The sequence below is a fragment of the Corynebacterium kalidii genome (assembly GCF_022869005.1).
Taxonomy (GTDB): domain Bacteria; phylum Actinomycetota; class Actinomycetes; order Mycobacteriales; family Mycobacteriaceae; genus Corynebacterium; species Corynebacterium kalidii.
Genome location: NZ_JALIEA010000012.1, coordinates 282,985 through 306,013, shown reverse-complemented (window position 1 = coordinate 306,013; position 23,029 = coordinate 282,985). Strand labels below are relative to the sequence as shown.

Genomic DNA, 23,029 nt, shown 5'->3' with positions numbered 1-23,029 from the left:
TAGGGTCGTCCACGTCACATAAGACAACCGGTGTGTTCCAGGGCATGATCCTAGCCGACTCCTGTAACCGGGGTTACAAAAACAGGAAACCCGGGGCGCGCACCGACTGCGACACCGGCCGGGTCACCGGCCGGAACGCCGACTCAGACGACGGGCTCAGACGAAGTAGGTCACGATCCAGCCCACGACCAGCAGTACGAGCAGCAGAATGAGGGCCTGCCTGACCCTGGAATGGTGTTTCACCGTGTCTCTCCTTCGTCATGGTCCGCGCCGGCGGGAACATCCGCCGACCCGAAGGCCTGTAGCTCGTCCTCGGTCGCCGGCAGCACACCGAAGGCGACCTTGATCATCGCGGCCGCCACGGCCGACGCCACCAGTACCAGCACGACCAGAGTCAACGGGGTCTGCAGCCACAGGGGCAGATCGAGGACCCATTGTTCAATGCCGTCAGTCACAGGCGTCGAGTTTACCTGCCGGACCGCCCGCGGACGCAGTCCCGGTAGCCGACCCCACCACGCGACCCGGCACCGGTCCGGGCACCACTGGTCCGGGAACGACTAATCCGGGGACCACTAATCCAGGGACCACTAATCCAGGGACCCGGCCAGCCCCCGACGTCGCAGCAGCGGTTCCACACTGCGCTGCTTGCCCCGGAACATCCAGAAGGCGTCGTCGTAGTCGATGGTCGCCCCGCGCGACAGGATCATCCGGCGGAACCGGTCGCCGGCGAAACGGACGTCGTCGGGGTCGATCGCCGGCACATCGCCGACATGTGCGTTAGCGCCCGCCGCACCCCGTGCGGCGTCGGTGTCGACGAACCCCTCGAAGCCGTCGGCGTCGAGCACCTCGGCCCACAGGTAGCTCCAGTAGTCCGCGGAGTAGCCGCCGGCGAAGATGTGGTTGAAGTACGCCGAGGAGTACCGCGGCGCCAGGGCGGGCAGCACGTCCCGGCCGACCCCTGCGGACGCCAGCGCCTCGGCCTCGAACGCCTCGACGTCCGTGACCGCCTCGGCCTCCTCGACGCTGAGCCGGTGCCACGCGAGATCCAGCCAGCAGGCGGCGAGGTACTCGGAGGTGGCGAACCCCTGGCCCCAGGCCGCCTGGGACCGGACCGCCGCCACCATCTCCTGCGGCAGGTGCGCGCCGGTGTCGACGTGCCGGGCGTAGTTGGCCAGGATCTCCGGCTCCAGCGCCCAGTTCTCGTTGATCTGGCTGGGGAACTCGACGAAGTCACGCGGGACGTTGGTCCCCGACAGACTCGGGTACCGGACGTCGGAGAGCAAGCCGTGGAGCGCGTGGCCGAACTCGTGGAACACGGTCGCCACCTCGTCCGGGGTGAGCAACGCCTGCTCCCCGGCCGCCGGCTTGGCGATGTTGAGGACGTTGACCACCACCGGCGTCTGGCCCAGCAGGTTGTTCTGCTCGACGAAACTGCTCATCCACGCCCCACCTCGCTTGGTGGGCCGGGCGTACATGTCGGTCAACAGCAGACCGACCGGCTCCCCCGGCGCATCCGCCGATGCGGGACCACCGGTGGCAGCTGCCGCCTCCCGCACCTCCCAGACCTGCACGTCCGGGTGGTAGCCGACGAGGTCCTCCCGCCGCTCGACGGTGATGCCGTACAGACGCCGGGCGGCGAAGAAGGCCCCGTCCTCCAGCACCCGATCCAGGGGGAAGTACTTCTTCAGCTCCTCGTCGTCGACGTCGAGTTCCTCGGCGCGCAGCTTCGCGGCCCAGTACGGCCAGTCCGCCCCACTGACCTGCACGCCGTCCGCACCGTCCCCAGCGCCGTCGGCGCCTGCCGTCCGTGCCTTGTCGAGCACCCTCTTGTACTCGCCCTCGGCGTTGGCCACCGCCGCCGGCGTGAGCCGTGCCAACAGGTCGTCGACGTCGGCGAGCGACCCGGCGGTCTCCTCCTCGACGACGTACTCGGCGTGGTTGGCGTACCCCAGCAGTTCGGCGCGACGGGCACGCAGGCGGACGATCTCCAGGAGGACACCGGAGTTGTCCGTCTCCCCTGTCGAGCCACGTCGCAGGGACGCCTCGTGGACCCGGGCCCGGGCCGCGGGACTGTCGAGTTCCTCGAGCACCGGCTGCACACTCGGCAGGCCGAGCCGCACGAGCCACCCGTCCTGGCCTGCGTCCGCGGCGTCCTGCGCCAGCCGGGCCTTGTGCGCGTCACCGAGCCCGGCAAGCTCGCTCTCCTCGGTGAACAGCACCGCGCCGGTCTCGGCCGCGTCGACGACGTTGCGACCGAATCTGGTCGAGAGTTCCGCCAGGCGGGCGTCGATCGACCCCATTTCGGCACGTCCGGCCTCGTCGAGCATCGCCCCGCCCCGGCGGAACCGCCGTAGCCAGTACGTCAGCAACGCTTCGTTCTCGCTCCCCTCGGGCTGCGCGGGCAGGGAGCTCACCCGGGCGAACAGTCCGGCGTCCATGTTGATGGCGCTGACGTGCCCGGCGTACTCCGGCGCGATGGTCTCCTCCACGGCGATGACGTCCTCGGTGGCGTCGGTCCCGGCGTAGTTCCCGACGATGGCGAGGACGCGGTCCAGCAGCTGCCCACTGGCTTCCAGGGCGTCCATCGTGTTCTCCCAGGTGGGTTCCTCCGGGTTCGCGACGATGGCGGCGATCTCCGCCCGGTGGTCGACGACACCGGTCCGGAACAGCGGCACCAGATCGGCGACGTCGACGGCGGCGAAGTCCGGCAGCTCGTGGTCGAGTTCGGACGGGGCGAGCAGCGGGCTGTACTGATGATTGTGCTGGGGTTTGTGACCGGTCATGCCCGCCAGCTTAACGCCGTGCCACCTCCGGCAGCGGCCCCGGTTCGGGGGTCCGCCACATGAGGGTAGTTATTTTCAGTAGGATATCCACCATGTCAGCCCCGGTAGAAGTCAGCACCACCCCTGCTCCCCACACGAACGACGCAGTGGACGAGGCCCCACACAAGCCTGCCCCGAAGCGCCGCGCCCGGAACCGGCGCGCCGACGGGGAACGTTCCCGCCAACGCATCCTCGACGCCGCGACCCGTATCGCCACCGAACGTGGTTACGACGGGACGAGCATCGCGGAGATCTGCAGGGAGTGCGGCCTGCCCGCCAGCTCCCTCTACTGGCACTTCCAGGACAAGGACGACCTGATGTCACAGGTCATCGGGAAGAGCTTCGACGCCTGGAACGCCGCCTGGACGATCCCCGAGGACGAGGACATCCTCCAGCATCTCCCGCAGATCGCCGAGCAGCTCCTGGACGCCCTGGAGAACCACCCCGAGTTCATCCGTCTGTGCCTCCCGCTGGCTCTCCAGAAGCGCAGCGACGACCCCGGTCCCCGCCGGATGTACCTGGCCATGCGTGCCGACGTTATCGGGAGGCTCTCCGAGATCGGCGCCACCCATTTCGGCCATGTCCCGGAGTCGCGGCGCAACGCCATCGTGACCTACATGGTCTCCGGCGTCGAGGGCCTGTTCGTCGACCACGAGATGAACCCCTCGTCGAATCTGCGCGAACAGCTCGACCTGCACGCCACCGGGGTCATCTCGATCATCCTCCAGGAAGCCGCGCAGCACGCGTCCTGACCCCGTGAGAACCGCCCCCGCCACCGGCGCACCGCTGTTCGACACCCCGTCCGGCACCGTGGGCGGCTCGTGGCGGGACGGCACCGTCGCCGTCTTCCGCGGTGTCCCGGTCGCTGCACCGCACGACGACGGTCCGGCGGCCTTCGCCCCTCCCCGTGCCGCACCTCCCTGGACCGGGACACTGGACTGCGCGGACACACCGGCCCGCAGGGCCCTGCGGGCGACGCACACCGCCACGGTGACCTGCCCGGCGGAGTCCGGCGAGGGTCCCCACCCGGTGGTGGTCTGGGTGCACGGCGGGCGGTTCCAGACCGGTCACGCCGATGAACCGTGGTACGACGCCACCGCCCTCGCCGCAGCCGGCTGCGTGGTGGTGACGTTGAACTACCGCAAGCGCTTCGAGGGCTTCCTGCCGTTGGACGACACCGGCTTCCGCGGTGTCGACGACCTGTTGCTCGGTCTACGCTGGGTCAGGGACTGCATCGCCGAGGTCGGCGGGGACCCCGACCAGGTCACCCTGGCCGGCCAGTCCGCCGGAGGCGCCCTGGTCGCCTGGCTGCTGACGGACCGGCGGGCGGACGGTCTCTTCCACCGGGCGGTGCTGATGTCACCCGGCGCGCCCCGGCGGGGTTGGCGGAGCCGGGGTCTCACCGCACGCCTGGCCCTTCGGTCGTTCCGTCGTCCCACGTCCGCGCGTCTGGCTGCGATGGACCCGGACGCGATCGCGACGGCGTACCGGCGGTTCGCCCGGATGCACGCCGCGGACTGTGCTGTCGGGGTGTACCCGGTCTCCACGGCGGCGATGCGCCCGGTGCCGGTCATCGTGGGGACGATGCACGATGAGTTCGTGATGTTCCCGGGGGTGCACCAGGTCGACACGCTGCTGCGCCGGACGCTCGGCCGACGCGGTCCCGCCGGCACGCTGGCGGCCTGGCTCGTCGCCCCGGCGATGGTCGCGCTCGGGGTTCCGGTACGTTCCCTGCCCGGGTGGTGCCGGTACGTCGGCTCCACTGCACCGGTCCGCCCGTTGGGACGTACTGTGGGCGACCGGACGATCCGTCGGTGGGCGTCGGCGTTCGCCGAGTCACTCGCGGCGGCGGGCGCACCGGTGTGGACCTACGATTTCCGGGGGAACGGTCGTCTCGCCGAACACTGTGCCGAGCTCCCCCTGTTGTTCGGCAGCGCGGGGACCGGGGCATTCCGGTCGACAGTGGTCGGGTTCGCCCACGGGCGGTCCCCGGACTGGCCCCGCTTCGAGACACCGGACCGGCATACCCGGTTGTTCGACGTCGCCGGCGGCGCGGACCACGCCGCGCTCCCCCGTGCCACCCGGGTCACCCGGGATCCGTGGCAGGCTGTCCGGACCCTCCTGGGGCCCCTGTACCCGGGCCGGCCGGTCCGGCCTGCACGCGCCAGGGGTGACGCCGGAGGTTAGAGTTGTCGGCATGGCTCTCACCTTTCCCGACCTAGATACCCTGCGTGCCCGGCGCACGATGAAATGGACGGCGTACGAGCCCGATGTGCTTCCGCTGTGGGTGGCCGAGACGGACTTCGGCACCTGTCCGCCGGTGGCCGCCGCGATCCGTGACGCGGTCGACCGCGAGTACTTCGGCTACCCCGAGCTGGGGGCCGGTTCCCGGCTGCTGGCGGAGGCGCTGGCGGACTTCTCCGAACGTCGGCACGGCTGGACGGTCGACCCGGCGCGGGTGACCGTCGTCCCGGACGTCGTCAAGGGCATCGTCGTCGCCGTGGACACCCTCACCGCCCCCGGCTCGTCGATCGTCATCCCGCTCCCCGCCTACCCCCCGTTCCAGAAGGTCCCCGCCGCCACCCGGCGTCCGGCGACCTACGTCCCGATGTCCACGGGTGCCGCCGGCGAGGCGGTGTTCGACCTCGAGGCCCTGGAACGGGCGTTCACCTCCACCGACAACCCCAACGGTGTGGGCAGCCTGATCCTGTGCAACCCCTTCAACCCGTTGGGCCGCGCCTTCACCGCCGATGAACTTCGTGAGGTCACGGACCTGGCGGCGGCACACAATGTCCGGGTGATCTCCGACGAGATCCACGCCCCGTTGGTGTACTCGGGCCGGCACGTGCCCACGGCCACGGTCTCCGACACGGCCGCGGCGGTCACGGTGACCGTGACGGCCACGTCGAAGGGGTGGAACACCGCGGGGCTGAAGTGCGCGCAGATCATCACCACCAACAAGGAGGACACCCGCGAGATCGCACGGTTGTCGAACCTGGTCACCGGTGAAGCATCCACGATCGGGCTCGCGGCGGCCACCGCCGCCTACACCGACGGGCTCGACTGGCTGACCGAGGAGGTCGACTACCTGGCCGCGAACTGGGAGCACCTCACCCACCGGCTGCCCGAGGTCCTCCCCGGGGTCCGGCTGCCCCGGGAGGAGGCCACGTTCCTGGCGTGGCTGGACGTCTCCGAGGTCGACCGGCTGCGCGGGGCCGACGGGACGGTCACCTCCCCCGCGGCACGCCTGCGCACCCTGGCGCGGGTCGGTCTGAACGAAGGCACGGACTTCGGTCCGACCGGTACCGGGCATGTCCGGCTAAACTTCGGGACCTCCCGCGAGATCCTGGACGCCGCCCTCGACCGGATCGCCGAGGCCGACCTGCGGAGCGGGGACGCGTGCGAAGCCTGACCCGAATCGTCGGCTCCATGAAGGAGCTGTGGCCGTACTACACCATGGTCATCGTGGCGGCGACCGCCACGGTGCTGTTGTCGCTGGCCTCCCCGTTCCTGATCAGCCACGCCACCGACACCATCGTGGACTCGGTCAACGGCACGATCAGTGTCGAGGCCGCGACGAAGACCGTCATCGCCGTGGCGTTGGGGCTGCTCGCCGCGGAACTCGCGCACACGGTGATCCACAACGTCGGTGGCTGGTTCGGCGACGTCATGGCCATGCGGATGCGTCAGATCCTCTCCAACCGCTACTTCGCCAAACTGCTGTCGCTGCCCCAGAGCTACTTTGACCGGCAGATCACCGGCACGATCATCTCACGTCTCGACCGGTCGATCATGGGGCTGACCCAGTTCCTCCAGGCGTTCGCGAACAACTTCTTCTCGATGGTCCTCACCGTCATCGTGGTCCTGGCGATCTCCGCGTGGTTCTACTGGCCACTCGCCCTGCTGCTGGTGATCATCTTCCCGATGTACCTGTGGCTCACCGCCCTGACGAGTAAACGGTGGATGCGGTGGGAGAAGACGAAGAACGAACACATCGACACCGCCCAGGGCCGTTTCGCCGAAGTCGTCGGCCAGGTCAAGGTGGTGAAGTCCTTCGTCTCCGAGCTGCGGGAGCTGCGGCTGTTCCAGACGCACTTCGCCGAGACCGTCGACGTCACCAGGCGCCAGTCACGCTGGTGGCACATGATGGACGTCTTCCGCATGGCGGGGATGAACGTGGTGTTCTTCGCGATCTACCTGGTGCTGTTCACCCGCACGCTCAACGGGGACTTCACCATCGGTGAGCTCGTCCTGCTGGTCCAGCTGGTGGCGATGGCCAAGCAGCCGGCGACGATGATGAGCTGGATGGTCGACTCCGCCCAACGCGCCGCCGCCGGGTCGCGGGAGTACTTCGAGGCCATGGACGAGCTGGAGGAGCCGACCGCGTCCCCGGTGCTCCTGACCGCCTCGCGCGAGTACGGCCCGTCCGTGGTGGACGAGCAGGAGGTGCGCGACGCGATCCCGTCCCCACCTGCGCCCGTCGCCGATACCGACCGCCCGGGCGGGACGCCGGTCTTCGAGTTCGACGACGTGACCTTCGGCTACGACCCCGACGACCCGGTGATCCACCAAGTCAGTTTCGCGGCCGGCCACAACGAGAAGGTCGCGCTGGTCGGTGAATCCGGCGGTGGGAAATCGACACTGGTGAACCTGCTGCTGGGGCTGTACCGCCCCACCGGCGGCACACTGAAGGTCTGCGGTCACGACATCCGCGACCTGTCGGCGGCCCAGCTGCGGGGCATGGTGGGTGTGGTGTTCCAGGACGCCGCCCTGTTCTCCGGGACGATCCGGGAGAACATCGCCTACGGGCGTCCGGACGCCACCGACGAGGAGATCCGCCGGGTCGCCGAGCGTGCCAACGCCGACGCCTTCATCCGGAACTTCACCGACGGATACGACACCCTGATCGGCGAGCGTGGTCTGCGCCTGTCCGGCGGACAGAAGCAACGGATCGCCGTGGCGCGGGCGATGCTGAAGGACGCGCCGATCCTCATCCTCGACGAGGCCACCTCCGCGCTGGACACCCGCGCCGAGCGTGCCGTCCAGGCGGGTCTGGAGGAACTCATGGTCGGGCGGACCACCCTGGTGATCGCCCACCGGCTGTCCACCATCGCGACGGTCGACACCATCGTCACCCTGGACTCCGGCCACGTCGACGAGATCGGTACCCCGGCGAAGCTCGCGGCCAGTGGCGGCATCTACGCCGAGCTCCTCCGCCTCACGGCCAGCTCCTCCGAGGAGGACCGTGCCCGGTTGCGCAGGTTCGGTTTCCACGGCGACGGAGGCCCCGAGGACGACGAGCTGGAGGCGGGCCCCGTCTCACCGGGGTCGGCCGGGCCGACCGCGTAAAAACGCAGGAACCCCCGCTCCCCTGGGCACAGGGGGCGGGGGTTTTCCTCGCGGGACGTGGAGCCGGTCAGTTGTCCTTGAACTTCCCGATGACCTCGTTGGCCTTGTCGGAGGCCGCGTCCTTGGCGTCCTCGAACTTCTGCTTGACGTCCGAGGTGACCTGGTCGGCCTTGCCCTCGTTCTTCAGGTCGTCGTTGCCGGTGGCGTCACCGGCTGCCTCCTTGGCCTGACCTGCAGCGTTCTCTGCCTTGTTCTTGATGTCGTCGAACCCTGACATGGAAGTTCTCCTTCGCGATGGTGTGGGAAGCGTACGCCACCGACTGTAGCGGCAATCTGCCCCGCGTGCAGGGTTCTATGCGTAGTCGTAGAAACCCTTGCCCGACTTACGTCCCAGGTGCCCAGCCTGGACCATGCGCCGCAGCAGCGGCGGGCAGGCGTACGACGGGTCACCGAACTCCTCGTGCATGACGTCGGCGATGAACGCACAGGTGTCCAGGCCGACCATGTCCGCCAGGGTCAGCGGCCCCATGGGGTGGCTGGCGCCGAGCTTCATACCGGTGTCGATGTCCTCCTTGGTGGCCACACCCTGCTCGACCATGCGCACCGCGGACAGCAGGTACGGCACCAGGAGGAAGTTCACGATGAAGCCGGAACGGTCCTTGGCCTCGATGGCGGTCTTGCCCAGCACCTCGGTGGCGTAGGTCCGCGCCGTCTCCACGGTGGCGTCGGCGGTTGTCAGTGCCGGGATGACCTCGACCAGCGGCAGGACGGGGACCGGGTTGAAAAAGTGCAGGCCGATGATCCTCCCGGGGTTCTCGGTGGCCGAGGCGATGGCCTGGATCGGCAGCGACGAGGTGTTGGAGCACAACGGTGCGGTCTTGTCCTCGACAATGGCGTCCAGCTTGGCGAAGACGTCCTTCTTGATCTTCTCGTTCTCGATGATCGCCTCCATGACCAGTTCCCGGTCGGCGAAGTCCTCGAGCGTGGTGGTGAAGGTGAGCCGTGCCAGTGCGGCGTCGCGGTCGTCCTCGCTGAGCTTACCGCGCTGCACCGCCTTGTCCAGGGACTTCTCGATCCTGGACTTGCCGAAGTCCAGGGCGTCCTGGGTGGCCTCCCACACCAGGACGTCGCTTCCTGCCTTCGCGGCGACCTCGGCGATACCGCCGCCCATCTGACCGGCACCGATAACGCCTACACGCTGAACCATGGTGTTCTCCTTCGAGCTGAAGTTCCTGAAAGTTGGTATGTGGTTATATCTTCACAGTGTAACCGGGGTCACCCTCCAGGACGAACGTTACCCTGGCTTACCCTGACCGGAAGCGGGCCGGTCAATGTCGTTCAATGCCTCGTAGTCCTCCGGGGCGGCCGCACCGATGTCACCGACCACACCCACGTCCCCGGCAACGATGATGCTGCCAGGAACGATGAGGTTGCCCTCCTCGTCATAGGTCGCGACCGGCAGCTCGTCACCTGTCTCGTCGTACCCCGGCGCGGGTTTGCGCTCGTTCTCCTCGAGCGCCTCGGGGCTGTCGGCTTTCTCCCATTGCCTGGTCCGCGGTTCGGGCCGGGCGTGGTAGTCATTGCCCATTCCTCTGACCAGAGAAAACATCATCACGAAGAACATCAGGAAGAACGGCAGCCCGATGATAATCGCGATCTCCTGCAACGCCTCGATCCCAGCGTCCGGGGACATCACCAGGATCGCGGCGGTCACCGCACCGATGGACGCCGCCCACAGCACGCGCTGGTAGGTCGGGGTAACGTTCTCTTCGCCGACGGCGAACATGTCGTTCACCAGGGCGGCGGAATCGATCGAGGTCACGAAGAAGATGGCGACGACGACCAACGCGAAACCACTGACCAGGGTGCTCCACGGCAGCGTGTCCAGCAGAATGAACAGGGACGCCGCTGCATCCCCCTGGTCCACCACCGGGCCGGAAACGCTTCCTGGATTCCGGCGTTCAGCGTCGAGACCGGCATAGCCGAAGATGGCGAACCACACCAGGATGAATAACGCCGGCAGAACCAGTACCCCGCCGACGAACTCACGGACGGTGCGTCCCTTCGAGATCCGTGCCACGAACATCCCGATGAACGGCGACCAGCAGATTGTCCACGCCCAGTAGAACACCGTCCAGGTGCCCTGCCAGCCGTCCGCCGTGATCTCGTCGGCGTCGGACCAGAACATCAGCCGCGGCAGCCATTCGGCGTACAGGGAGGCGCTGTCCATTGTCCCACGCAACAGCAACAGCGTCGGCCCCGCCACCAGGACGAAGAGCATCAGCACGGCAGCCATGACGATATTGATGTTCGATAGGTTCCTGATACCCCGGTCCAGGCCGGCAGCAACCGACCAGCACGCCAATGCCACGATCACCGCGACGATACCGACCAGCAGCAACGTGGACCCCTCAATGCCGAAGACCCTTCCCAACCCCGACTGGATCTGCAGGGTACCGAGGCCCAGCGACACGGCGATACCGAAGACAGTACCGATGATCGCCAGCGCATCGATGAGTTTGCCGGGCCAACCGTAGATGGCGCCACCGAGGAGCGGCGCGAAGATCGACGACACTCGCGGCGGCAGATTCCGCTTGTAGATGAAGTACCCCAGCGCGAGGCCGGGGAGCGCGAATATCACCCACATGTGGATGCCGAAGTGATACATGGTGAACCCCATCGCCTGGTTCACAGCCTCGTGGGACATCGGTTCTTCGTTCTGCATGGGAACGTTCACCGCGTGGTTGATCGGCTCCGCAACTCCCCAGAACATCAGGACGCTGCCCAACCCGCCAGCAAACAGCATGGCGAACCAGCTCTTCAGCGAATACTCGGGCTTCTCCCCGTCCGGACCGAGCCGCATGCGCCCGAAATGGCTGAGGGCAAGCCCCACCAGGAACAACAGCGCAACGGTGACACCGGCGATGTACAACCAGTTGAGGTTCGTCATCAGCCATCCGGAGACGACAGAGAACCTGTCGCGGGCAGCAGGCCCGAAGATCACGCATACCGCGACGAACAGGACGATGAATCCGGCTGACACCCCCAGGACGAGGCGGTCCGGGCCCCTCGCGGTTACCTCCTCTCCCTGCGCGGTTGTCGCCCCGGCATCGCCGGTAGTTCGTGCACGGTCAGTCGAGGAAGTCACGTCAGATCCGGTTCCCCGGGCCCTCGAACGATCCTCGTACCGAAAAGGCCCGGTTGATTGAGGTCAGTGGACAACTGTTTCCTGAGTCTACACAACGTTCCCCTTTCTCCCCGGGCACAGGAAACCCCCGGCTCCTGACGAACCGGGGGTGTCCTGCTGACGTTTCAAGAGGAGAATGCTCACCTGCCGTATACGTGGATCCTTTCGCGACGACCGTCCTGGATATCACCTCACCACCTGTGGTGGCAATGTCTCCGACAGTACGACGCCCACGTTGGAGCTCCCTGACAGGCTGCTGGAATGTCAGTCCGAGATTCCTCAGCCCCGGCTCCGAGGGCCAGCCGAGCCCTGCCGGTGGGCTAGATCCGGTTCAGGTGCTGGCGCGTGCCGTCGAAGGTGTTGAACAGCACCGGCGTCCCGTTGGACAGCGTGCCCACGATGTGCCGCTTCCCGTCCCTGCCGGACACGTGCAGGGGACTGCCGGAGTCGCCGCCGATCGCGGGGATCAGCGCGGTGACCTCCTCGGTACGGGAGTTGACGGCCAGGACCGGACCACAGGTCCTGCCCGACATCGTGCCGTCTTTGCAGACGATCCTGCCGACCAGGTTCTGGCTCACCGGCACCGGCTCACCCAGCGGCTGGTTGGCACCACGCAGCAGGTCGTCGAGCATCGGGATTCCGGTGGCGGCGGTGCTGGACACCTGGCCGGCGTCCGGGGTCACCGACTCATCGAGGCGGAACCAGCCGAAGTCGTCGAGCCCGGCGTACGGCTCGAAGGGGTTCGCGGTACCGCTCCGGACCACACCACCGGCCTGGATGTCGGCGCTGTCCGCCAGCAGGCCGCCGTCGCGGGTGGAGATCTTCACCACCGGGGAGCCGAGCTCCGCCGGGTTGAGGCAGTGGCCCGCGGTGACGCCGAAGTAGGTGCCGCCGCGCTCGACGACCGAGTTCATCGTGCAGATGGCCTCCTGCCCGTCGGCCGTGGTCACGATGATGCCTGCTCCGGCGTGGGTGGACGCCGCGGCCGAGGCCGTCGCCGGCAGCGCTGCGGCCGCACCACCGGTCACCAGCGCGAACGCCATCGCCCCGGCGGCGACGATCCTGCCGAGGGGACGCCGCGAACGACCACCGGCCGACTCAGTTGACGTGGTTTTTCTGCGCATCGTACTGTCCCTTCACTGGGTGCCGAGAATGGTATGGGGGGATTGTATCGTGTTCCCCGGACCTGCATGCTCTCCAGGCGGAAAGTACCTGCGTGCGCAGCTGACCCGCAGATGACCCGCAGCTGATGCAGCCTCCCGCAGGGGTACCCTCGGGCACATGCTGCTGCGCCGACCGTCCACACCTCCCCGCTCCCCGGACCGCGCGCCGACCGGCCGCGACCTGACCTACCCGTCCGACCTGACCGGGGCGTCGGCGATGGTCGCCGACCTCGACACACCCACCGACCTCGACCGTTCGGCGTTGGCCGACCGGCTGCAGCGGGACGGCTTCCACCGTGTCACCCACAGTGAGGTGATCGGCCACGGCACCGCCGACCGGGACCGGGCGTTGGACAACCTGTTCTCCGGACGCGCCCACCGACTCGCCGGGGCTCCCCTGCACCGCGACGGGCCCCCGTTGTCCGCGCAGTCCCCGCTGGCCGTGGGCGACCTCGTCACGGTCACCCCGGGGCGTGGGCTGCTCACCCCGCTGGATTCGCCGTGCCTCGTACTCACCGCCGGTCCGGCGCAGATGGTCTACGGGACCCTGCCGGGCCACGTCGAATGCGGGGAGGAGTGTTTCTCGGTCACCCTCGACGAGGACGGTACCGTCACAGCGACCGTCAGCGCCTTCTCCCGCCCCGGGCGTCTGGTCACCCGACTCGGCGGTGCACTCGGTCGCCGGATCCAGGCCAGGATGGCGGCGGCCTACGTCCGCGGCATGGGTGCTGCCTGAGGACCCTCAGTACCCCTTGCCCGGGTCGAGCTCGGTCGGCATCCGCCGGCCGTCGAGGAACGCCAGGTAGTTGTCGACCACGGGGCCTGCCAGCTGCGCGTCCATCGACGCCCGCGTGTTCGCCGAGTGGGTGGTCACCGTGACATTGTCCATGTCCCACAGGGGATGACCGTCCGGAAGGGGTTCCGGATCGGTGACGTCGAGCCCGGCACCACCGAGATGACCGGACTCCAGGGCGGCGACGAGATCGTCGGTGACGACGACGGGGCCGCGGGCGACGTTGACCACGGTGGCACCGGGGCGGAAGGCGGCGAAGACGTCGGCGTCGAACATCCCCTCGGTGTCGGCGGTCAACGGGACGGCGACGACCGTGTGGTCGGCCGCGGCGACGGCGTCCTTCAGGTCCTCGACGGGCACACTGCGCGAGGCGCCCTCCACCGGGGTACCCGTCCGGTTCACGACGATCACCTCGGCCCCGAACGGCGCCAGCATGTCGATGAGGTGACGGCCGATGCCGCCGGCACCCACCACGGCGACGGTGGCGCCGTGCAGCCAGCGTGTCCCCTCGTCGACGTCACGCCACACCGACCAGCTCGCGGCCCGGGTGATCTTCTTGTGCATGTGGGTGACCGACAGCAGCAACGCCACGGCACTCTCCGCGACCTGGCGGCCGTAGATCCCGGAGGCATTGGACCACCTCCGGTCCCCGCCCGGACCGGCGGTGACGACCCCCTCGCCGATGTACCCCTCGATGCCCGCCTGGCAGAGCTGTACCCACTTCACCCGCTCCGGGAGCTCCGGGAAGTCGGACGGAGCCACGCCGTGACAGATGAAGGCGTCGGCCTCGGAGAGGTCGTCGACGATGACGGCTCCTGCGGCCTCCAGTGCTGCCCGGGTCCGGGGCAGCGGGAAACGGGCGGTGTAGATGTTCAGGGACGGTGTGTGTCGGGTCATACCCCCAGTCATACCTGCCGACGGGCGGGAGCCTTCGGACCACCCCCGCCCCCGGGGCCCACCCGGACGCTCAGCCGAACTGGTTGCGGAGCTGGTCCAGGGTGTCGTTGAGCTGTTCCTCGAGTCCCGGGTCCAGGGTCGGGAGCTCCGGGAGGTTGCTGGGCAGGTCCTGGATCTCCGTGGGGATCTGGATGTCACTGGGCAGCTCGAACGGCGGCACCGTCGGCCTGTCGCGCGGGGTGTCCTCCGGCGTCGTCTCGGGGGCGGGCCGGGTCGTCGACGTCGGGGCGGGCGCACCGTCGTCGTCGCCACCGAAACCACCGAAACCACTAAAGAAGGAGAATGCGAGTATCAGCCCCAGGGCGACCAGTGCGGCGACGACGAGCAGGATCACCGCCAACGGCCCGCGACGTTTCTTCCCGCCGCGCGGTCCGGCCCCCTGGTCTGCGCCGAACTCCGGCTGACCGTACTGCTGCTGGTGACCGGGCGCCGCGTACCCGGGCGCCGGCGCCTGCTGGCTGTACTGGTCGTACTGGCTGGTCTGCCCGTACTGCCCGTACTGCCCGTACTGGCCGTCAGGCTGCTGTCCCTGTCCGTGGCCCGGACCCGTCGGCGGGATGACCCGGGTCTCGTCGGCGTTGGCGTGCCGGTACCGGGGCGGCTCAGGGGTCTGCCCCTGCGCTCCGGTGGACCACACGGTCGTGGGGTTCTCGTCGGGCGGGACGTCGCCCGACCGGCCGAAGACGGTGGTCGGTGTCTCGTCGTCCGGGCGCCGACCGCCGCCCTCGTCACCACGGCGACCATTCGGGCTCATCGCCACGTCCTTTCGTTCTGTGCAGGTCCTTCCGGGGCACGGCCATCGCCACCGTGTCCGGTCCAGGAGAACACTACCCCACCGCCACCCCGGTCAGCGTGACCTCGACGTCGGCGGTGCACACCCCGGTGACCCCCGCCCGGGACATGGTCCGTGGCACGTCAGATATGGTCCGGCACATCCAGGTACCCCATGTTCACCGCACCGGGGGCCGCCCGTGTACCAACCCGCAGGTCTGACCCACTATGCTCGATCACGAGTACATACAGGAGGCACTGACATCCTCCTGCTGATCCACCGCTGACTCACTCAGGAGAGATGAGATGACCCGCACACGCCGGACCACCGCCCTGCTCGCTGCCGCTGTTCTGGCGCTGGGGGCCACCGCCTGCCAGCCGCCCAGCGAGAACGACAGCGAACGCACCGCCCCGTCCACCGAAGTCACCCCGGACAGCGGTTTCGAGGGCGCCGGCGTTCCGACGACGTCCACCCCGGCCAGCGAGGCCGGTGAGCCCACCGAGGCGACCACCGGCTACGGCACCGAAGGGGCTCCCTCGACCGTCGGCGAGACCGAGCCCTACGCTCCGGGCGCCCAGACCGCACCGGCGTCATAGGCACGCCCACCGCCTCATTCACCGGACCGTTGCCGGGGGACCACGGTCCGGACTCCGCGCGTGTCGCCGGGGTCGGTGACATCGACCCGATCCGTGAGCTGGAGCGACGTGCCGGGGAACCGTTCCGCTCCGTGGGGCTCGACGCCATAGCCGACGACGCGCCCCCGGATGCCTCCGAACTGACCGTGGCCGTCGACGACGGCCGTATCCTGGTCGTCGATGACCTGACCCCACCCGGCCGCGGCAGGCCCGCCGCCTGGCTGTGGGTGGGGGTCGCCGACGGTGACCTGCTGATCGAGCAGGTGTCGGTGGACCCGGCGCACCGTGGGAAAAGACTGGGGACCGGGCTGGTGTCCCTGGCCGTCGACCACGCCCGGCACCGGGGTTTCCCGGGGGTGTCCCTGACCTCGTTCCTTGAGGTGCCGTGGAACGGGCCGTTGTACCGCCGCCTGGGGTTTCACCCCGTGCCCGACGACGCCCTCGGCCCGGACCTCGCGGCGATCCGGGCCGCCGAGCGCGCAGCCGGGCTCGACGTGGCGCTGCGCGGTGCCTTCCGCCTGGTGTTCTGAGTCGTCGCCGGTTCAGCCGGTCCGGACGACGGCGAGCGGGACGTCCCGCTCCTCCGCCCACGCCTGCCAGTGTCCGACGGACTCCGCGGCGAAGAAGTCGGTCAGGGTGTCGACCGTGACCGACAGCGGGGAGTCCGCCCCCACCGCGTCTGCCAGTGCCACCGCGAAATGGGGTTCGATGGCCGCGACCGCCACGTACCCGTCGCGGGCCGGGTACATGCCGTAGAGGGGCAGACCACCTCCGAGGGGGCCGCCGGGCGCGGATAATCCGAAGCGCCGGGACGCCGCGAAATCGTCGACGACCTGTGCCAACCCGACCTCGACGAACATCCCCTCCCCCGTCCTGGCGGCATGGAAGAGTGCGGCGACACCGTCCGCCACCGCGCGTTCGGCCCCGCCCAGGTCCGCCACCGGCAGCGCGGGAAGCACCGGTGTGCCCTCCGCCACGGCGATCGTGCCCGCCTGCGCCTGGTAGGTCAGGTCATGACCCGGGGTGTCGGCGTCCTCGCCGTGACTGCCGACAATCGCCACCTGCGACAACCGCGGGTAGCGCGCATGCAGGGTCGCCCAGTCCAGCCCCAGCCGCGCCAGGGCCCGTGGGCGGTGCGAGGTGACCAGCAGATCGGCGTCACAGAGGTAGCTGTCCAGCTCGCGCTGCCCGTCGGCGGACTTCAGGTCGACGGTCACCGTCTCCTGCCCTTCGGCGAAGAACCCGTAGTAGTCGGGCGCGGCGAAGGCCAACGGATCGCCGGAGGGCGGTTCCACCTTCGTCACCGAGGCACCCAGCTGTCGGAGTCGGCGCGTCGCCGCCGGGCCCGGGAGATTCACGGCCAGGGAGACCACGGCGACACCGCTGAGAGGTTGGTCCATGGCCGTGATGGTACGCGTCCGCGGGTCAGGCCACCGTCGATTCCGGGAGAAGCATCGACCCGGCCATCGCGACGAAGAACCCCACGATGACGACCATGACCACGGTCTTCCACCGACGCAACGGCAGCACCGGCAGTTCCTCGGGGGCCGCGAACACCGCCTGTTCATCGCGGGCCAGCAGCTCCCAGTTCGCCTGGTACTCCCGGTGTGTGAGCACCCACTCCGACAGGGTCTTCGCGTCCCGGCGGTTGCACAGGAGCCAGTAGACCCCGGGGACGAACATCATCGTCCCGAAGCCGAGCCCCAGCAGCGCATCGGCCACGACATCGCCGTTGACCGGGTTCAGGACCGTCAGGAACATCAGGACCCCCAGGACCACCCCGGCCCAGGCGCCGGTCTTCTTGATCCTGGTCGGCCGGTACTTCCGGAGCCGTGCCCGCGGATCCAGTGCGGTGACGTCGACATAGGAGGCGACGGCCTCCGGCACGTCGCCGCCCGTACGGCCATAGGGGTTCTGCGCTGAGTAGCGGCTGTCTCGGTCCACGGCATGTCCTCCTCGAACGGTGTTGTCCTGTCGAGACTACGACACGCCCCGGACACGACCCGGACAGGACCGGGACCCCGGCCGCCCCGGGTCGGACATCCGTTCGACCCGGGGCCACGAGATGGTGGTGTCCAGGACTGTTTCCCACCGATAGGATGACCCCATGAGCACTCTCACATCCCTGCTGTCCGAGAACCGGATAGCCCTCGACGCCGACGCCGACGACTGGCGGTCAGCCGTCACCCGTGCCGGGACACTGCTGGAGGACACCGGGTCCGTCGACCACGCCTACACCCGGGCGATGGTCGACTCCGTGGTCGACAACGGCCCGTACATCGTCGTCGCCCCCGGATTCGCCTTCGCCCACGCCCGCCCCAGCGAGGCGGTGCACGAGACGGCGATGAGCTGGGTCCGTCTGGCCCGGCCCGTCGAGTTCGGTCACGACAGGAACGACCCCGTCGACCTCGTGGTGGCGTTGGCCGCCACCGACGCGACGACCCACACCCGTGCGATGGCGCAACTGGCCAAGGTCATCGGTAAGAGGGCCACGCGTCACGCACTCGACACCGCCCATAGCCCGGCGGAGGTCCTCACGATCCTCGACGGGCGCGACGGCGGCAGCACTGACAGCACCGACAGCACCAGCAGCACCGACACGACCGGTGCCGGCACGGCGGCCGAGGTGTCGTCATCGACGGCGGACGGTGGCCGCTACCCCGGCGGCAACTCCCGCGACCACATCCTCACGGTGTGCGGCAACGGGCTGGGCACCAGCCTGTTCCTGAAGAACACCACCGAAGACGTCCTCAAGCGGTGGGGGTGGGACGCGCTGGTCTCGGTGGAGGCCACGGACACCATCTCCGCGAAAGGCAAGGCGAAGGACGCCGACTTCATCCTCACCTCCGGGGAGATCGCCAAGACCCTCGGCGACCCCGGTGTCCCGGTGCGGGTCGTCGAGAACTTCACCAGCGCCCGCGCCGTCGATGCAGTGCTCCGCACACTGTACGCACTGTAAAGGAGATCCACCATGGACTGGTTACTCGCCGTCCCGCAGTTCCTCGTCAACGAGATCCTCGCCGTCCCGGCGTTCCTCATCGGTATCTTCACCGCCATCGGCCTGGTCGCCATGCGTCGCAGCGCCGGGCAGGTCGCCGGTGGCGCGATCAAGGCGATCCTGGGCTTCCTGCTCATCGGCGCCGGTGCCACTCTGGTCACCGCCTCCCTCGACCCGTTGGGGACCATGATCGAAGGGGCGACCGGCATGCACGGCGTCGTCCCCACCAACGAGGCCATCGCCGGCATCGCCCAGGAGGAGTTCGGCTCCCAGGTCGCCTGGCTGATGATCCTCGGCTACGTCGTCAGCCTCCTGCTCGCACGGTTCACCCCGCTGCGGTACGTCTTCCTGACCGGGCACCATGTGCTCTTCATGGCGACGATGATCACCATCATCCTGGTCACCGCGGACTACGCCGACTGGATCGTCGTCGGCCTCGGTGCCGTCCTGCTCGGCGTGCTCATGGTCTCGCTGCCGGCACTGGCGCACCCCTGGACCCGGAAGATCACCGGCGACGACTCCGTGGCGATCGGGCACTTCGGTACCGCGGGCTACATCGCCGCCGGTGCGGTCGGAAAGGCCGTCGGCGGGAAGGGCGCGAAGGCGTCCACCTCCACCGAGGACGTCAAGGTCCCCGAGGGTCTCCGCTTCCTGCGCGACTCCATGGTCGCCACTGCCCTGTCGATGGTGCTGATGTACCTGGTGCTGGCGATCCTGTACGTGGTCCGTGCCGGTCAGGACGAGGCCTTCGCCGCGTTCGGTGAGGACTCCGTCGCCACCGACATGGGCAACTACCTGATGCAGGCCGTGACGCAGGGTCTGCAGTTCGGCGTCGCCGTGGCCGTCATCCTCTTCGGTGTCCGCACCATCCTCGGCGAGCTGGTCCCCGCCTTCCAGGGTATCGCCGCCAAGGTCGTCCCCGGCGCCATCCCGGCCCTGGACGCCCCGATCGTGTTCCCCTATGCCCAGAACGCCGTGCTGATCGGGTTCATCTCCAGCTTCTCCGGCGGACTCGTCGCCCTGGTGGTCCTGTCGGCGTGGCTGAACCCGGCCTTCGGCGCCGCGCTGATCCTGCCTGGCCTGGTGCCCCACTTCTTCACCGGTGGCGCCGCCGGCGTCTACGGCAACGCCACCGGTGGTCGGCGCGGTGCCGTCATCGGCGCCTTCACCAACGGTGTGATCATCACGATCCTGCCGGCGTTCCTCATCAACGCCCTCGGAGACCTCTCCGGCGAGAACACCACCTTCGGTGACGCCGACTTCGGCTGGTTCGGTCTGCTCATCGGCAACGCACCCGCCGGGGTGTGGGGTCTGGTGGTCATCGTCGCCGTGGCGGCCGCGGTTCTCGTCGGCGCGCTGGTGGTCCAGAAGAAGCTGGTCGACGGCCGGTGGGACGCCGCCCCCGGCCGCTCCGCAGGCAGCTGGGTCGGCGACGGTGCACCGTCCGGCACCACCGACGCCACCAACGACACCGACGCCACCGACGCCACCGACGCCACGGCATCGCAGGAGGACGCGGCCACCGCTGCGGCAGCGGCGTCGTCCTACCCGCGGATCGCGCCGCCCAAGGGCGCCCCGGTACCGCCCCCGCCGCCGGAGTCCTGACCGGCGGTGCTACGACTCCCGGCGGGACACCATCTCGGCGATCCACGCCGGGGCGTACGGGGACGTGCAGTTCTTCGGTGTCGGGTAGTCCTTCAGCACACCGAGCCGCTCCCCGATCGACACCGCGCGGGCCCGGAACCCCGGGTAGTTGATGCCGATCTGGGCGAGGCACTCGTTCTGTGCCCACTGCAGGCGCTCCGCGCTGTCCACCATGGTGGCCTCGATGGTGTCGAGCAATTCCGCCACCTCCGCCGGGTCCACCTCACCGGGACGCGCCACCAGCCGCCCGGTGGTCAGGGCCCACCCTGCCGAGGCGACCACGGGGTCGGGGTCGGTGAACCACCGCCCGCGGAGCTCGTCGACGCTTCCGCTCTTCGTCACCACGTAGCTCATCAGCCAGCCGTGGACCTTCGGGCTCCCTGCCTCGCGCAACATGGTGTCCAGGGTGTCGGCGTCCAGCTGCTTCGGACGCAGCAGCAGGGTGGCGACGAGCCTGCACGCGGAGTCCCCGGTCGCCCACAACGCCTGGCCGAGCTCGTGCTTCGCCGCGGGGCGACGGCCGGTCCCGGCCTGTTTGGCGACCTCGCGGAGCTTCGTCAGGTTGACCGCGTGGTCGTCGCCGTGACTCTGGTTGACCGCCAGGATGCCCGGGTCAGCCAGCCGTGACAACGCGTCCCGGACGGCACCGACCGCCTCGGCAGAATCGGCGGAATCGGCAGGGGCACGTGTCTCGTCACTCATGCCCCCATCCTATTCGCCGGCCCGCTCACCCGGCGGAGTACACGGCACGCGACCGGTCGAGCTGCCCGCCGGCCGGACGTGCCCCCGGGTCACCGGCGGTGGTGCGCCAACTGGTGGTGTAGGTGAGCGGCTCGGTCCTGCCGAGGACCTCGCCGTGGTACCAGTCCACCTGCGTCCGCGTCGCGTCCACGTCGACCACCATGGTGCCGTGCCGGCTCAGGTCGACGTACTTGTACCACGGGTCGGCTTCGGTGAGCAGCCGCTCGCCCACCTTCAGCACCTCCCGGACCGCGGGTGCGGCGGCTGGCGCCGGGGCGATGGAGTCGAAGGCGCTGGCGGCGGTCACCGACGGCACGACGAACTCCGCCGCGGCCACCGTCCTGTCCCTGCCCAGCCGGTACTCGCCCGCCTTGGCGGGCACGTCCGAGGCCCACGAGGAGTGGATGTCGCCGGTGAGGAAGACGACGTTCATGTCCCGGCGGTCCGGGCTGGTCCGGCTGTCCATGATCAGGTCCACGACGCGTTGCCGCTCCGCCATGTACCCGTCCCACTGGTCGGGGTTCAGGGCGAAACCCTCGGCCGGCAGGTCGACGGTGTCGACCAGCCAGTCGTGCAGCCGCGGGTCCAGGGAGTGCGGCAGCGTCATCGGGGAGAACATCACCGAGTTACCCACCAGTTGCCAGGTGGTGGAGGACGTCGCCATGACGTTGGCGAACCAGTCGAACTGGTTCTGCCCCATCATCGTGCGCCCCTCGGCGGCGGAATTGAACAGCGAGGCCTCGATGTCCCGGTAGGTGCGCAGGTCGGGCAGGATGATCTCGGCCAGCGTGCCGTAGCGCAGGTGGCGGTAGAGGTGACGGCTGTCGTCCGTGCCGAAGCCCTCACCGGCACGGACGGGCATCCACTCGTAGTACGCCCGGGTCGCCGCCTGCCGCACCGCGGCGTACTCCGCCGGCCCGCCGTACTCGGAGTCCCCGGTGGCCCCGTCACGCCAGGCGTTGTCGAAGAACTCGTGGTCGTCCCAGATGCAGATCATGGGCTTGGCGGCGTGCAGGTCCGCCAGGTCGGGGTCACGGCGGTAGTGCCCCTGCCGCACGCGGTAGTCGTCCAGGGTGGTCGTCCGGTGCGCCGGCTCCGCCCGACGCACGGTGGTGCTGTACGCCGCGCCGTACTCGCCGGTGGCGTACTCGTAGGTGTAGTCGCCCAGGTGCAGGACGAACTCCACGTCGTCGCGGTCGGCGAGCTCCCGGTACGCCCGGAAGTAGCCGGCCTCGTAGTTCGAACAGGAGCACACCCCGAAACGCAGGTGTTCCGGGGCGGTGTCCTCCGCCGGGGTGGTGCGGGTCCGGCCGGTACGGGACACCGCCCCGGCCGCCGGCCCGTCGAGCACCGTGAACCGGTAGTGGTAGGTGGTCGCCGGTGACAGGCCGGTGACGTTGACCTTCACGGTGTGGTCGCGCTCGGGACCGGTGGTCAGTTCCCCTCCGGCGGCGACCGCGGCGAACCCGGGGTCGGTGGACACCTCCCAGCGCACCCGGGTCGGTTCACCCAGCCCGGACCCCGGCGTCGCCTGCGGGACAGGGGTGACGCGGGTCCAGATGACCACACTGTCGGGCCACGGGTCCCCGGAGGCGACCGAGTGCAGGAACGCGTCGCCACCCGGGCCGTCCCCGGGATCAGGGGCGGCCACACCGGCGGCGGCGGTGCCGACGGTCCCTGCGGCCAGGCCACCCAGGGCGGCACCCGCGCCCACCGTCACCGCACCACCGAGGAAACGACGTCGTGAGACACCTCCGGCGGCCCGCGCGGGGATGTCGGTCGGTGTCATGTCTTTCGGCCTCATCGGCACAGCGTCCTTCTCCGTCTCTTATCCGGCGCACCGGATTTCCTCCGGCACTCCCACCGGAGATACAGAGTAGCGGGCCTCCGGCGCGCCCACTGATCAAACTGATGTATTTCTGTCAGCGTTTCCCGATTGTTCACCACGGGTTCAGACCCGACATCCAG

General features: G+C 69.1%; 21 protein-coding genes. 9 read left to right on the top strand and 12 right to left on the bottom strand.

Annotation, left to right across the window (positions count from 1 at the left end; all coding sequences use genetic code 11):
• Positions 1–239 precede the first annotated feature (239 nt).
• A complete protein-coding gene (locus tag MUN33_RS07175; RefSeq protein ID WP_244804219.1) occupies positions 240–455 on the bottom strand; it encodes a hypothetical protein in 216 nt (71 codons plus the stop codon).
• Positions 456–587: 132 nt separating this feature from the next.
• Positions 588–2,783 (bottom strand): M3 family metallopeptidase, encoded by a 2,196-nt coding sequence (locus tag MUN33_RS07170; RefSeq protein WP_244804218.1) that lies wholly within the window; start codon positions 2,781–2,783, stop codon positions 588–590.
• 92 nt (positions 2,784–2,875) lie between these two features.
• Between MUN33_RS07170 and MUN33_RS07165 the strand changes: the two genes are divergently transcribed.
• Genes MUN33_RS07165 through MUN33_RS07150 form a run of 4 tightly spaced genes read left to right on the top strand, consistent with a single transcriptional unit; the run spans position 2,876 to position 8,171 of the window.
• Entirely contained in the window at positions 2,876–3,574 is a 699-nt protein-coding gene (locus tag MUN33_RS07165; RefSeq protein WP_244804217.1) for a TetR/AcrR family transcriptional regulator, read from the top strand.
• Between the two features lie 4 nt (positions 3,575–3,578).
• A complete protein-coding gene (locus MUN33_RS07160) occupies positions 3,579–5,009 on the top strand; it encodes a carboxylesterase family protein (RefSeq protein WP_244804216.1) in 1,431 nt (476 codons plus the stop codon).
• 10 nt (positions 5,010–5,019) lie between these two features.
• The gene (locus MUN33_RS07155) at positions 5,020–6,234 is read left to right on the top strand and encodes a MalY/PatB family protein (RefSeq protein ID WP_244804215.1); all 1,215 of its coding nucleotides are present in this window, start codon (positions 5,020–5,022) and stop codon (positions 6,232–6,234) included.
• A gap of 17 nt (positions 6,235–6,251) precedes the next feature.
• Positions 6,252–8,171: an ABC transporter ATP-binding protein gene (locus tag MUN33_RS07150; RefSeq protein ID WP_244804214.1), complete on the top strand. Its 1,920-nt coding sequence runs from the start codon at positions 6,252–6,254 to the stop codon at positions 8,169–8,171.
• A 67-nt stretch (positions 8,172–8,238) separates the two neighbouring features.
• Here the strand turns inward: MUN33_RS07150 and MUN33_RS07145 are convergent, their stop codons facing one another.
• From MUN33_RS07145 to MUN33_RS07130, 4 genes are all read right to left on the bottom strand, one after another.
• Complete coding sequence (locus MUN33_RS07145; protein WP_244804213.1) at positions 8,239–8,448, bottom strand: CsbD family protein; 210 nt, start codon at positions 8,446–8,448, stop codon at positions 8,239–8,241.
• Positions 8,449–8,523: 75 nt separating this feature from the next.
• Entirely contained in the window at positions 8,524–9,378 is an 855-nt protein-coding gene (locus MUN33_RS07140; RefSeq protein ID WP_244804212.1) for a 3-hydroxybutyryl-CoA dehydrogenase, read from the bottom strand.
• Positions 9,379–9,465: 87 nt separating this feature from the next.
• Positions 9,466–11,214 (bottom strand): BCCT family transporter, encoded by a 1,749-nt coding sequence (locus tag MUN33_RS07135; protein WP_369414943.1) that lies wholly within the window; start codon positions 11,212–11,214, stop codon positions 9,466–9,468.
• 464 nt (positions 11,215–11,678) lie between these two features.
• A complete protein-coding gene (locus tag MUN33_RS07130) occupies positions 11,679–12,482 on the bottom strand; it encodes a chymotrypsin family serine protease (protein WP_244804211.1) in 804 nt (267 codons plus the stop codon).
• A gap of 157 nt (positions 12,483–12,639) precedes the next feature.
• Here MUN33_RS07130 and MUN33_RS07125 point away from each other — a divergent pair, with 157 nt between their 5' ends.
• Positions 12,640–13,257: a DUF1990 domain-containing protein gene (locus MUN33_RS07125; RefSeq protein ID WP_244804210.1), complete on the top strand. Its 618-nt coding sequence runs from the start codon at positions 12,640–12,642 to the stop codon at positions 13,255–13,257.
• 6 nt (positions 13,258–13,263) lie between these two features.
• Here the strand turns inward: MUN33_RS07125 and MUN33_RS07120 are convergent, their stop codons facing one another.
• Positions 13,264–14,211 carry a D-isomer specific 2-hydroxyacid dehydrogenase family protein gene (locus tag MUN33_RS07120; RefSeq protein WP_244804209.1) on the bottom strand — a complete coding sequence of 316 codons (948 nt, stop codon included), beginning with the start codon at positions 14,209–14,211 and terminating at the stop codon, positions 13,264–13,266.
• 70 nt (positions 14,212–14,281) lie between these two features.
• A complete protein-coding gene (locus MUN33_RS07115) occupies positions 14,282–15,025 on the bottom strand; it encodes a hypothetical protein (protein WP_244804208.1) in 744 nt (247 codons plus the stop codon).
• A gap of 323 nt (positions 15,026–15,348) precedes the next feature.
• Between MUN33_RS07115 and MUN33_RS07110 the strand changes: the two genes are divergently transcribed.
• Positions 15,349–15,639 (top strand): hypothetical protein, encoded by a 291-nt coding sequence (locus tag MUN33_RS07110; RefSeq protein WP_244804207.1) that lies wholly within the window; start codon positions 15,349–15,351, stop codon positions 15,637–15,639.
• A gap of 29 nt (positions 15,640–15,668) precedes the next feature.
• Entirely contained in the window at positions 15,669–16,208 is a 540-nt protein-coding gene (locus MUN33_RS07105; protein ID WP_244804206.1) for a GNAT family N-acetyltransferase, read from the top strand.
• Positions 16,209–16,220: 12 nt separating this feature from the next.
• Here MUN33_RS07105 and MUN33_RS07100 read toward each other — a convergent pair whose 3' ends face one another.
• Positions 16,221–17,078 (bottom strand): CoA transferase, encoded by an 858-nt coding sequence (locus tag MUN33_RS07100; protein ID WP_244804205.1) that lies wholly within the window; start codon positions 17,076–17,078, stop codon positions 16,221–16,223.
• A gap of 25 nt (positions 17,079–17,103) precedes the next feature.
• Positions 17,104–17,622: a hypothetical protein gene (locus MUN33_RS07095; RefSeq protein ID WP_244804204.1), complete on the bottom strand. Its 519-nt coding sequence runs from the start codon at positions 17,620–17,622 to the stop codon at positions 17,104–17,106.
• A 163-nt stretch (positions 17,623–17,785) separates the two neighbouring features.
• Here MUN33_RS07095 and MUN33_RS07090 point away from each other — a divergent pair, with 163 nt between their 5' ends.
• Both MUN33_RS07090 and ulaA read left to right on the top strand, forming a co-directional pair.
• Positions 17,786–18,637: a PTS sugar transporter subunit IIAB gene (locus MUN33_RS07090; protein WP_244804203.1), complete on the top strand. Its 852-nt coding sequence runs from the start codon at positions 17,786–17,788 to the stop codon at positions 18,635–18,637.
• 12 nt (positions 18,638–18,649) lie between these two features.
• A complete protein-coding gene (gene ulaA / locus MUN33_RS07085) occupies positions 18,650–20,281 on the top strand; it encodes a PTS ascorbate transporter subunit IIC (protein WP_244804202.1) in 1,632 nt (543 codons plus the stop codon).
• 9 nt (positions 20,282–20,290) lie between these two features.
• Here the strand turns inward: ulaA and MUN33_RS07080 are convergent, their stop codons facing one another.
• Both MUN33_RS07080 and MUN33_RS07075 read right to left on the bottom strand, forming a co-directional pair.
• The gene (locus tag MUN33_RS07080; protein ID WP_244804201.1) at positions 20,291–21,022 is read right to left on the bottom strand and encodes a DNA alkylation repair protein; all 732 of its coding nucleotides are present in this window, start codon (positions 21,020–21,022) and stop codon (positions 20,291–20,293) included.
• 25 nt (positions 21,023–21,047) lie between these two features.
• On the bottom strand, positions 21,048–22,865 hold the full coding sequence (locus MUN33_RS07075; RefSeq protein WP_244804200.1) for an alkaline phosphatase D family protein: 1,818 nt from the start codon (positions 22,863–22,865) through the stop codon (positions 21,048–21,050).
• Positions 22,866–23,029 lie beyond the last annotated feature (164 nt).